The sequence below is a fragment of the Geomonas sp. Red276 genome (genome assembly GCF_054784495.1).
The window spans coordinates 1-11,261 of sequence record NZ_BLXW01000041.1; the positions used below are offsets into that span (position 1 = coordinate 1).

An 11,261-nucleotide genomic window follows, 5' to 3' on the forward strand; every position below is an offset into this window, starting at 1 on the left:
CAGTACCGCTTTAACCGTCGTTTCGATCTTGCTGCTATGCTTCCCCGCCTCGCTGCTGCCGCTGCCCGGACTGGCAGCCGACCAGAGCGGTGGTTACGCCTAGCGGAAGATTGGCGCTAATCAGGTTTTTTTATGTCATAGGAAAAAGAGGACTCAGGCGCTCATCCGCTTCTGCTTGGGTTGCCGCGGTTCTTTGGCAGGCTTTCTCTCGCCGCCGGTCTTGGCTGCCAGTTTCGCCGCCCGGACCGCCCTGGCCTTGGCGAGGTTGTCGGCGAGCCCCTTCTCCTGGGCCATCCTGCGGCGGGCTTCGGAGAAGTTCTTGGCGGTGAGGGCCTGGTTGCTCGGGATGCCGAACTGTTTCCGGTATTCCCCCGGCTTGATTCCGTGCACCTGGGCCAGGTGACGGGCCAGGGTCTTCATACCGCTTTTCCCGCAGAGCATGCAGGTTATCTGGTCCGGTTGAAAGGCCTTTTTCAAAGAAACGGCGGGCCCCTTGCTCTCGGACTTCTCACCACCTTCGCCGCTTTCCACTTCTAATTTCTGCAGGGCGACGTGAACCTTCTGCAGTTCCTGAAGCAGATCCTCGCCGGACATCTCGGTTACCGACGCGTGCGACGAGACTATGTTGGCCGTCAGTTCGAGCAGTGATGATGCCATCTCGGTGGTCCTCCTTTCCCTGTTTTTAACGTACAAAAGTTTATTAACATTTATTAAACTATATGCCCAACCAAAAGCAAGCGAGAAATATTTACTCAAAACAAAAAAAGTTGACGTAAGCGACAGGTTTCTGCTAGGTTCAGCCGCTAATTGGATGGGTCCGACACCGCTGTCGGTATGTGAGGGAAGTTGCTTATGGCAAGAATTGAGATTGATCAGTTGAGATGCAAAGGGTGCGGTCTCTGCACCATCGCGTGCCCCCGTAAGCTGATACAGCTCTGCGAACGGGTCAACATCCAGGGCTACACACCGGCCGAAGCTCCGAATCTGGAGCAGTGCACCGGGTGTGCTCTCTGCGCCGAAATCTGTCCTGACGTAGCCATCACTGTCTACAAATAAGTCAATGTCATCGAGTCTGTGACTCTGGTCTGAGCGGGCTGGTCGTCGGTAATGCCTTTCCTCGATCAACCGGACAGGGAGTCATGCAGTTTCATGCTGGAGGTCCACGTGTCGAAAAGACTGTTCGTCAAGGGAAATGAGGCCGCCGCCATGGGGGCCCTGGAAGCCGGGTGCCGCTACTACTTCGGCTACCCGATCACCCCGCAAAGCGACATTCCCGAGTACCTCTCCCGCGAGCTCCCCGGGCTGGGCGGCGAATTCATCCAGGCCGAGAGCGAAGTCGCCTCCATCAACATGCTGCTGGGCGCCTCCGCCTGCGGCAAGCGCGCCATGACATCCTCGTCGAGCCCCGGCATCTCCTTAAAGCAGGAAGGGATCTCCTACATGGCCGGCTCCGAGCTCCCGGGCGTCATCATCAACATCTCCCGCTCCGGCCCCGGCCTCGGGGGGATCGACGCCTCCCAGTCCGATTACTTCCAGTCGGTGAAGGGGGGAGGGCACGGCGGCTACCACATCCCGGTGTTGGCCCCCAACAGCGTGCAGGAGATGTACGACCTGACCATGCACGCCTTCGACCTCGCCGATCTCTACCGTACCCCGGTCATGGTGCTGGGGGACTCGGTGGTCGGGCAGATGAAGGAAGCACTCACCCCCAACCCCCGTCCCCAGCGCGAGCTCCCCGCAAAGCAGTGGGCGGTCCGCGGCAAGGGGGGAGGGGAGCAGCGGGTGGTCAAGTCCCTGTTCCTCGGCGACGGCGAGCTCGAGGCCCACAACTGGAAGCTCCACGCCAAGTACCAGGTGATGAAGGAAAAGGAGGTCATGTACGAGACCTACCTGGCCGACGACGCCGAGCTTTTGGTGACCGGTTTCGGCTCCGTCTCCCGCATCGCGCAGACCGCGGTCGCCATGGCGCGCGAGGAGGGGCTGAAGGTCGGCCTCTTCCGCCCCATCACCCTCTTCCCCTTCCCGGAGAAGGCGCTCGCCGAGGCCGGCATCCGCGCCGGCAGGGTGCTGGTGGTCGAGCTCAACTGCGGCCAGATGGTGGAGGACGTCCGCCTGGCCGTCAACGGCAAGGCCGAGGTCGACTTCTACGGCCGCCCGCCGGGGGCCGGCTCGCTCCCGTCTCCGGAAGAGCTTCTGGACGTGATCCGGAAGAGTTGCGGCAGGATTTAATACCTTAACGAGGGAAGCAGCATGGAACAGGTTTTCAAGAGGCCGGTGAGCCTCAAGGACGTTCAGACCCATTTCTGCCCGGGGTGCCACCACGGCACCATTCACCGCCTGGTGGCCGATGCCATGGACTTCCACGGCGTGCAGCAGGAAACCATCGGGGTCGCCTCGGTGGGGTGCTCGGTCTTTCTCTACGGCTACTTCGACATCGACGTCGTCGAGGCCCCGCACGGGCGCGCCTCGGCGGTGGCCACCGGTGTGAAACGGGCCCGCCCCGACCGCTTCGTCTTCACCTACCAGGGTGACGGCGACCTGGCCGCCATCGGGACCGCCGAGATCATCCACGCCGCCAACCGTGGCGAGGACATCACCGTCGTCTTCGTCAACAACACCACCTACGGGATGACCGGAGGTCAGATGGCCCCCACCACCCTGGTGGGGCAGAAGACCTCCACCTCCCCCTACGGCCGTGACCGCAAGAAGGACGGCGCCCCCATCAAGATGGCCGAGCTTTTGGCCCAGCTGGGCGGGGTCGCCTATTCCGCGCGGGTGGCGGTCGATTCCCCGAAGAACCTCATCCAGGCCAAGAAGTTGATGCGCGAGGCCTTCGGCTACCAGGCCCAGGGGAAAGGGTTCTCCTTCGTGGAGGTACTCTCCGCCTGCCCGACCAACTGGGGGATGGCGCCGCTCAAGGCCAACGCCCGCGTGGCCGAGGAGATGATCCCGTACTTCCAGCTCGGGATCTTCAAGCAGGAAGGGAAGGAGTAGTCGTCTTCCCCTTTCGAAAGGTCTCCAGGCAGTTCGAAGTCCCCCTTTGACAAGGGGGAGACCTCATTTCGGCTGAGCGGAAGCGATCACATTTAATTAGTAGGAGGGATCATGCGGTACGATCTGATGATAGCCGGTTTCGGCGGCCAGGGGGTGCTCCTCGCCGGGAACCTCCTGTCCTATGCCGCCATAGAGGAAGGAAAGAACGTCAGCTACTTCCCCGCGTACGGGGTCGAGAAGAGGGGAGGCTCCGCCACCTGCACGGTGGTGATCGCCGACGGCGCGGTCGGCTCCCCGGTGGTGGGGAGCCCCTCCACCCTGGTGGTACTCAACCAGGCCTCCCTGGAGCGTTTCGGGAGCAAGGTCCGCCCGGGCGGGATCTGCATCTACAACTCCTCGCTGGTGGACGTCTCCGGCCTTAACCGTGACGACATCACCCTGGTCCCGGTTCCCATGAACGAGATCGCCATGGAGCTAGGCGATTCCCGCATGGTCAACATGGTGGCCGTCGGGGCGTACCTGGCGCTGATCCCCGCCGTCGGGGTGACCACGGTTGCCGACGCGCTCAAGCAGGCGCTTCCCGAGAGGAACCACCGCTTCATCCCCGCCAACGTGAAGGCGATCGAGGCGGGGGGGGCGGTGGCCCGGCAGAAAAAAGCTTGACTTCCTCCTGCCGAATTTGCTATTAAGTTGGTCTCTCTTGTTGGGGTATCGCCAAGCGGTAAGGCAACGGACTCTGACTCCGTCATCCAAGGTTCGAATCCTTGTACCCCAGCCAATCCATAAAGGCTCCGGCTTAGGCCGCCCTTTTTCGGTCCCATCGTCTAGTGGTTAGGACACCGGCCTTTCACGTCGGTAACAGGGGTTCAAGTCCCCTTGGGATCACCATAAAGAAGACAGCGTCCCCCGGGGCGCTGTTTTTTTTTTGTCCGCCGCCGGGTTTTTGCAGTTGCCAACGGTAGGCAACTCGCTTATTTTATTTTGTCTTAAACTACGCTGGCTGAGGTCTTCATGAGAAAAGTGCTCGCAGTACTCCTTCTGTGCCTTACCATCTTCCAGACTCCCCTGTCGATGGCCGCCACCGATCCGGCGCTCCAGGGGGACCAGCCGTCCTCCGAGCAGCAAGCCTCCGATCAGTCCAACAACCAGCTCTCCTCCGACCAGTCCCCGGCCGGAGACCAGCCATCCGACACCGGTGACCAGCAGAAGAAGGAGACCACGCGCGCCAAGGAGGTGGACGCCAACGGCAAGGTGACCACCACCAAGCTCAAGTTGAGGGGCGAGGCGGGGGACGAAGAGATCGTCATCAGCTGGTATGCCCCCGAGCCGGGCGACACCCCGGTCGATACCTACACCATCAGCTACCACAGCGAGCGGGACAAGGTCGAGCGGCGGCTGGAGAAGATCAAAGGGAACATCTACCGCCTGCGCGGACTGAAAAACGGCGTTGTCCACTACGTGAGGGTCTCCGGCTACAGCAGGGAAGGGAAGGAGGTCGCCTCTTCCGAGGAGATCACCCTCACCCCGCTTCCTCCCGAGGAGTCCAATTCCGCCATCGAGCGCTCCTTCTCCCGCGGATTGAGGGCGATGACCCGCATCGTCGACGGCAAGGAGGTGAAGCCCGCCCTCACCCAGTTCGGCTATGACTTCTTCACCAATGCGGGCGCCGCCTCCCGCGACAATCTCCCGGTCGGCTCCGACTACGTCATCGGCCCGGGCGATTCCCTCCGGATCGACATCTGGGGAACCACCCAGGGGCGCTACGACCTCGAGGTCGACCGCAACGGCGAGATCACCATCCCGAGGATAGGAGCCGTCAAGGTCTGGGGGCTCACCTACGCCCAACTCCGCGGGGTGGTCGACAAGTCCATCTCCCGCTACTTCAAGGGGTACGAATTCAACATCACCCTCGGCAAGCTCCGCACCATCCAGGTTTTCGTGGTGGGTGAGGTGCAGGCTCCCGGTGCCTACACGGTGAGCTCGCTTTCCTCGGCCATCAACGCCCTCTCCGCCGCCGGCGGTCCCACCAAGAACGGCTCGCTTCGCCAGGTGCGGCTGGTGAGGGGCGGTAGGACGGTCCAGGACATCGACCTGTACTCCATGTTCCTCTCCGGCGACCGCAGCCGCGACGTCAGGGTGGAAAACGGGGACACCCTCTTCGTGCCGGTCATCGGCCCGGTGGCGGCGGTGGCGGGAGAGGTCAAGCGTCCCGGCATCTACGAGCTGAAGGGTCCCGCCACCCTCTCCTCGGTCATCGACATGGCAGGCGGGATCACCGCCTCCGGCGACAAGGGGCGGCTCCAGGTCGAGCGCCTGGAGGGGAACAGCTCCCGCGTGATCCACGACTACCTCCCCAAGGGGGGACAACTCGAGCAGGAGCTCGCCTCGATCCCCATCTCCGACCACGACATGGTCAAGGTCTTCCCGTTCTACGACGTGGCGCGCCAGGTGGTGACCCTTTCGGGGAACGTCTCCCGTCCCGGAGAGTACCAGTACCGTAAAGGGATGCGCCTGCGCGACCTCCTCCCGGGGTACGACGCCATCCTCCCCGACACCTACCTAGGCTCGGCCGAAATCACCCGGCAGGTGCTCCCCGACCGCCACCTCGAGAAGCTCTCGGCCAACCTCGGCAAGGCGCTGGCGGGAGATGCCAAGGAGAACATCGAGCTCAGGGACCAGGACGCAGTCAGGGTCTTTTCGCTCTGGCAGATGCAGGAGCGCCCGATGGTCTCCATCACCGGCGAGGTCAAGAAGGCGGGGAACTACCCGTTCTACCCCCGCATGACCGTGCGCGACCTGGTGGCCGCCGCCGGAAGCCTCAAGCGTAACGCCCTCATGGAAGACGCCGAGCTCACCAGGATCGACATCAACCGCGGCTCCGCCACCCCGACGAGGATCAACCTCGACCTGAAAAAGGCGCTGGCCGGCGACCCCTCCGCGAACCTCGAACTGCAGCCGGACGACGTCCTCATCGTCAGGAGCATCACCCAGTGGCTGGAGATGACCGACCGTTTCGTCACCCTCAGGGGTGAGGTCCGCTATCCGGGCAAGTACTCCATCACCAAGGGAGAACGGCTGAGCTCGGTGATCGAGCGGGCCGGCGGCTTCACCGACCGGGCCTACCTGCGCGGCGCGCGCTTCACGAGGAAGTCGGTGCAGGTGCTGCAGCAAAAGCGGATGGACGAGGTGATCGCCCGCAGCGAGCAGGACATCCTGAGAAAGCAGAGCGAGCTCTCCGCGGTCTCCTCCTCCAGCGAGGACCTGGCCGCCAACAAGGCCGCCCTCGACAGCCTCATGAAGAGCCTGGAGGCGCTTAAGCTGAAGAAGGCCGAAGGGCGCATCGTCATCAGCCTGCTGCCGCCGGAGAAGCTGGCCCAGTCCAAGTACGACCTGGAGCTCATGGGTGGAGACATGCTCGACGTCCCGGCCACCCCGAGCGTGGTGAGCGTGATGGGGCAGGTCTATAGCCCGGCCACCTTCGTCTACAGCGACGACGGCACCGTTTCCAAGTACCTCTCCAGCTCCGGCGGCCCGCTCAACGACGCCGACACCTCCGAGATGTACGTCCTGCGGGCGGACGGCACCGTGCTCAGCAGGAGCCAGTCCTCCTTCGGATTCAGCTGGGATGAAAGCGACAAGACCTGGCACTTCGGGAGCTTCCTCTCCCGTACGCTGTGGCCGGGCGACACCGTGGTCGTTCCCCAGAAACTCGACCGGATAGCCTGGCTGAGGGAGATCAAGGACATCACCACCATCGTTTCGCAGGTGGCACTCACCGCCGGAACCATCTGGCTCTTCTTCAAGTAGCGGGTAGGGGGGCTTACCAATGGTGACGTCGGGAGGGAAAGTGCCGGTGGGCGTGCGGGGTATCGTCCGTCTGCTGGTCGCGCTAGTGCTGGCAGCGGGGCTTTTACCGGCCACTCCGGTTTTGGCGGTCGAGAACGTCTTCACCAGCACCGCCGCCGTGAAGCAGGAGGTGGGGCGGATAGGAGACGAGAGTCTTCTCTTCGCGACCGGCCCCGTCGATCCCTACTGGGTCCAGACCATCGTCGCGGCGGGAGCCTTCGCCACTGCCTGCGTCTACGATCGGGACATCCGGTCAGATCTGGCCGGGGTCCACACCAGCACCCTCGATCACGTCACCCGCTGGGGGAGCCTGGCCGGCGATCCCTACCTCCACCTCGGGGTGGCCGCCACCCTCTACGGAGCCGGCGCGCTGACCGATTCGCCGCGGGTCCTTCTTTTGGGACAGAAGCTCGGCGAGGCCCTCCTTTTGGCCGACGGGACCACGCTCATCCTCAAGGAGGCGGCCGGGCGGGCGAGACCGGAGGCCGAAAAGGGGGAGTCGAGCTACCGGCCTTTCCGTTTCGACGGTGACTATTCGCTTCCTTCCATGCATACCGCGAGTTCCTTTGCCGTGGCCCACGTGCTGGCCGCCGAGAGCGATTCCTGGGGAGTAAAGGTGCTTTGCTACACCGGCGCCACCCTGGTCGGCTTTTCCCGTCTCTACCGGGATCAGCACTGGGCGAGCGACGTGGTGTTGGGCGCCGCCATCGGCGAGCTGGCAGGGAGCGCCGTCACCAGGTACTACGACCTCCACGGCGCCAAGGTGACCATCACCCCGGCCAGCATGGGGGGCGCCCCGGGGCTCGCCCTCGCCGGCCGCTTCTGAGCCCCTTCTCCCACCAGGTAGGGCGGCGGCCACCGAGATCGCGTGCGGCGGGAAACGGTGGGCAGAGGGCTCCCCACCCTACTCACCACGAAGTGCGACAGTGCGACCGGTAGGGTGGGCACCCCGTGCCCACGCGGGTCCGACAGAAAACCTGAAAACAGCAAAGTAGCCGTCCTCCAGGCGGCCCGGGATAAGGAGCACCAATGCTAGACGCGGTAATTTTCGACTTCGACGGCATCATCGTTGACAGCGAGCCTCTTCACTACAAGGCCTTTCAGGAAGTGCTGGTCCCCCTGGGGCTCGGCTACTCCTGGCAGCAGTACCTCGACGAGTACCTCGGCTTCGACGACCGCGACGCCTTCCGCGAGTCCTTCCGGGCCGGCGGGCGCCACCTTTCCGACCAAGAGCTTCACCGCTTGATGGCGGAAAAGGCCGAGGCCTTCATCCGCATCGTCTCCGCCGGTGTCGCCCCCTATCCGGGCGTCGTCGAACTGATCCGCTCCATCTCCGGCGCCCTGCCGCTCGCCCTTTGCAGCGGCGCCCTGAGAAGCGACATCGATCCCGTCCTCGAGCAGCTCTCGCTGACCGGGGCCTTCGACGTCATCGTCACCGCCAACGAGGTGGCCGCCAGCAAACCGGACCCGGAAAGCTACCTCATGGCCCTCGAGCGCCTCCAGCACAAGTTTCCCGGCGCGGTCAAGGGCGCCTCCACCCTCGCCGTCGAGGACACCCCGGCCGGCATCGCCTCCGCCACCGGCGCCGGTCTCAAGGTGCTGGGGGTGACCAACAGCTATCCCGAAGAGCGGCTCCTGGGAGCCGTGAAGGTGGTGGATTCGCTGGCCGGCGTCGACCTGGAAAGCCTCCGCCACCTCATCTAGATCTCCATGTCCAAGGCTCCCATCGAGGCAATCCTCCCCGAGCTGGTGGCTCTCCTCGAGGCGGGCAATGCCGCCGTCTTGCAGGCTCCTCCCGGCGCCGGCAAGACCACCCGGGTCCCGCTGGCCCTCATGGACGCCCCCTACCTTTCCGGCAAGAAGATCATCATGCTTGAGCCGAGGCGGCTTGCCGCCGTCAACGCGGCCCGCTTCCTCGCCTCGTCCCTTGGGGAGGAGCCCGGGCGCCGGATCGGCTATACCATCCGTTTCGAGCGCAAGGTCTCGGCCGCCACCCGGGTCGAGGTGGTCACCGAGGGGGTCCTCGCCCGGCGGCTCCAGGCCGATCCCCTGCTACAGGAGGTCGGCGCGGTCATCTTCGACGAATTCCACGAGCGAAGCCTTACCTCCGATCTCTCCCTGGCGCTTTGCCGGGACGTTCAGCAGGGGCTCCGGGAAGATCTGCGCATCCTCGTCATGTCCGCCACCCTGGACGCCGGCCCGGTCGCCGACCTGCTGGGCGGCGCCCCGCTCGTCTCCAGCCCGGGCCGCCAGTTCCCGGTCGAACACCGCTACTTGAACGTCGAGCCCACCGGACGCCTCACCGATACCGTCTTCACCGCCGTCCTTTCCGCCCTCTCGGAGACCACCGGGGATATCCTCGTCTTTCTCCCGGGTGCCGGGGAGATCAAGCGGGTGGAACGAAGCCTGAAGGAGCGGCTGGGAAACGAGGTGCTGGTTGCCGTCCTCTACGGTGATCTCCCCTTCGCCCTGCAGGAGCGCGCCATCCTCCCCGCCGACCGCCGCAAGGTCGTCCTCTCCACCAACATCGCCGAGACCAGCCTGACCATCGAAGGTGTGCGGGTGGTGATCGACTCCGGCTACTCCCGCCAGCTCCGCTACCATGCCGGAAGCGGGTTGAACCGCCTGGAGACCCTGCGCATCTCGGCCGCCTCCTCCGAGCAGCGGGCCGGGCGCGCCGGCCGACTCGGCCCCGGGGTCTGCTACCGGCTCTGGACCCGGCACACCCAGACGACCCTGCTCCCCTTCACACCGCCCGAGATCCGGGTTTCCGACCTGGCCCCCTTGGCCCTCGACCTCGCCCTCTGGGGGGTGGCCGATCCCGCCCAGCTCTCGTTCCTCGACCAGCCGCCGGCCGGGCACCTGGCCCAGGGGAGGTCGCTCCTCGCCCAGCTCGGTGCGCTCGATCACCGCGGGACCATTACCCCCCTCGGGAGGAAGATGGCCTCGCTCCCGATGCATCCGAGGCTCGCCGCCATGCTGATCGCCGCGGAGCCGGAAGGGGAGGGGAGGCTTGCCTGCACCCTGGCGGCCATCCTCTCCGAGCGGGACCTCCTACCCCGCGGCGAGGGAGCCGTTTCCGACAGCGACCTGCTCGACCGCGTCGAGGCGCTTCGCGAGCGCCGGGACCCCCAGCTGAGCGCCACCATCGAAAGGCTCGCCGGCTACTTCCGCAACGCCCTTCGCCTCTCCGGGGACGACCGGGGACCGGTCCCCGATGCCGGGATGATCGGGGAGCTGCTCATGAAGGCGTATCCCGACCGGGTAGGGAAGGAGCGCACTCCCGGCTCGGGACGCTACCTGCTCGCCAACGGCACCGGCGGCAAGCTGTCCCGCCGTTCGAACCTGGCCGGGCGGCCTTTCATCGTGGCGGTCGAGGTGACCGGCGGCGGGGCGGAGGGGGATATTCACCTCGCCAGCGCGGTGACCCCGGAGTCGGTGAGGAGGGTATGTGCGGCGGCAATCACCAGGGAAAAACGTGTCTTCTGGGATGAGCGGGAGGGACGGGTGATCGCCCGCGAGGAGGAGCGCCTGGGGGCGTTGCTTTTGTCCGAGCGGCCGGGCACCCCGGCGCGGGAAGAGTTGGCCGCGGCCCTGCTGGAGGGGATCCTGGCCGGGCCCGGACTGGAGGGGCTCAACTGGAGCGGCCAGGCCGTCGAGTTCCGCAACCGGGTCGTGTTCCTGGCAAAGGAGCTCCCCGAGGAGGGGCTTCCCGATCTTTCCCCTGAGGCCCTGGCAGGCCGGCTCTCCGAGTGGCTCCTCCCCTACCTGGACGGGGTGAGGAGTCTCGGGCAACTCGCCAAGGTCGATCTCCTGGGACCGCTGCGGGCCATGCTGAGCTGGCGGGAGCAAAAGCTCGTCGACGAAGGAGCCCCGACCCACCTCGAGGTCCCGAGCGGCTCGCGGGTCCAGCTCCATTACCCCACCGAGGGGACCCCGTACCTGAGCGTCAAGCTGCAGGAGATGTTCGGACTGGCCGAGACCCCGCGGATCGCCTTCGGCCGCGTTCCGTTGCTCATTCACCTCCTCTCCCCGGCCCGACGTCCCATCCAGGTCACCAGCGACTTGAGAAGCTTCTGGGACGGCGCCTACAAGGAGGTCTGCAAGGAGTTGAAAGGTCGCTATCCCAAGCACCCCTGGCCCGACGACCCCTGGAGCGCCCAGGCCACCCGCCACGTGAAGAAGAGGATGTGACCCCTCGCCCCATCTCCCCTGCTGCCACAATTTTAGGCACCGTGCTTAAAAATGTGGCAGTTTTTGGTTACAACTGCCTAATTTTTCTGCATCCTTTTACGAAACCCGTTCGTGAAACAGTCGGTACTACGGGCCGTTACCTTGAGCCCTGTCTGAGGGCTCTCCGAAGGGCGCATATCTTGCAAATCAGGTGGGTTTTCCGAACTCGGGAAAAAAGTGCCTAAAAT

The 11,261-nt window shown here is 64.8% G+C and carries 9 protein-coding genes, 2 tRNA genes and 1 pseudogene; 11 read left to right on the forward strand and 1 reads right to left on the reverse strand.

Going from position 1 to position 11,261, the window contains the following annotated elements; genetic code table 11:
- Positions 1-120 (forward strand): annotated as a pseudogene (locus ACYVL5_RS20200) (IS1595 family transposase); the annotation flags it as partial.
- A gap of 33 nt (positions 121-153) precedes the next feature.
- Here the strand turns inward: ACYVL5_RS20200 and ACYVL5_RS20205 are convergent.
- Positions 154-657 (reverse strand): Ros/MucR family transcriptional regulator, encoded by a 504-nt coding sequence (locus ACYVL5_RS20205; protein WP_460597381.1) that lies wholly within the window; start codon positions 655-657, stop codon positions 154-156.
- Between the two features lie 195 nt (positions 658-852).
- Between ACYVL5_RS20205 and ACYVL5_RS20210 the strand changes: the two genes are divergently transcribed.
- From ACYVL5_RS20210 to hrpB, 10 genes are all read left to right on the forward strand, one after another.
- Positions 853-1,056 (forward strand): 4Fe-4S binding protein, encoded by a 204-nt coding sequence (locus ACYVL5_RS20210; RefSeq protein WP_250678889.1) that lies wholly within the window; start codon positions 853-855, stop codon positions 1,054-1,056.
- Between the two features lie 108 nt (positions 1,057-1,164).
- Positions 1,165-2,229 carry a 3-methyl-2-oxobutanoate dehydrogenase subunit VorB gene (locus ACYVL5_RS20215; RefSeq protein ID WP_460597382.1) on the forward strand — a complete coding sequence of 355 codons (1,065 nt, stop codon included), beginning with the start codon at positions 1,165-1,167 and terminating at the stop codon, positions 2,227-2,229.
- 21 nt (positions 2,230-2,250) lie between these two features.
- On the forward strand, positions 2,251-2,994 hold the full coding sequence (locus tag ACYVL5_RS20220; protein WP_460597383.1) for a thiamine pyrophosphate-dependent enzyme: 744 nt from the start codon (positions 2,251-2,253) through the stop codon (positions 2,992-2,994).
- A 111-nt stretch (positions 2,995-3,105) separates the two neighbouring features.
- Positions 3,106-3,657: a 2-oxoacid:acceptor oxidoreductase family protein gene (locus tag ACYVL5_RS20225; protein ID WP_460597384.1), complete on the forward strand. Its 552-nt coding sequence runs from the start codon at positions 3,106-3,108 to the stop codon at positions 3,655-3,657.
- A gap of 41 nt (positions 3,658-3,698) precedes the next feature.
- Positions 3,699-3,772: transfer RNA gene (locus tag ACYVL5_RS20230), tRNA-Gln, on the forward strand.
- Positions 3,773-3,807: 35 nt separating this feature from the next.
- A tRNA-Glu gene (locus ACYVL5_RS20235) sits at positions 3,808-3,882 on the forward strand.
- A gap of 123 nt (positions 3,883-4,005) precedes the next feature.
- On the forward strand, positions 4,006-6,801 hold the full coding sequence (locus ACYVL5_RS20240) for an SLBB domain-containing protein (RefSeq protein ID WP_460597385.1): 2,796 nt from the start codon (positions 4,006-4,008) through the stop codon (positions 6,799-6,801).
- Between the two features lie 19 nt (positions 6,802-6,820).
- Positions 6,821-7,666 carry a phosphatase PAP2 family protein gene (locus tag ACYVL5_RS20245; protein ID WP_460597386.1) on the forward strand — a complete coding sequence of 282 codons (846 nt, stop codon included), beginning with the start codon at positions 6,821-6,823 and terminating at the stop codon, positions 7,664-7,666.
- Positions 7,667-7,869: 203 nt separating this feature from the next.
- The gene (locus ACYVL5_RS20250; RefSeq protein ID WP_460597387.1) at positions 7,870-8,544 is read left to right on the forward strand and encodes an HAD family hydrolase; all 675 of its coding nucleotides are present in this window, start codon (positions 7,870-7,872) and stop codon (positions 8,542-8,544) included.
- 6 nt (positions 8,545-8,550) lie between these two features.
- Positions 8,551-11,034: an ATP-dependent RNA helicase gene (gene hrpB, locus ACYVL5_RS20255; RefSeq protein WP_460597388.1), complete on the forward strand. Its 2,484-nt coding sequence runs from the start codon at positions 8,551-8,553 to the stop codon at positions 11,032-11,034.
- Positions 11,035-11,261: the final 227 nt, after the last annotated feature.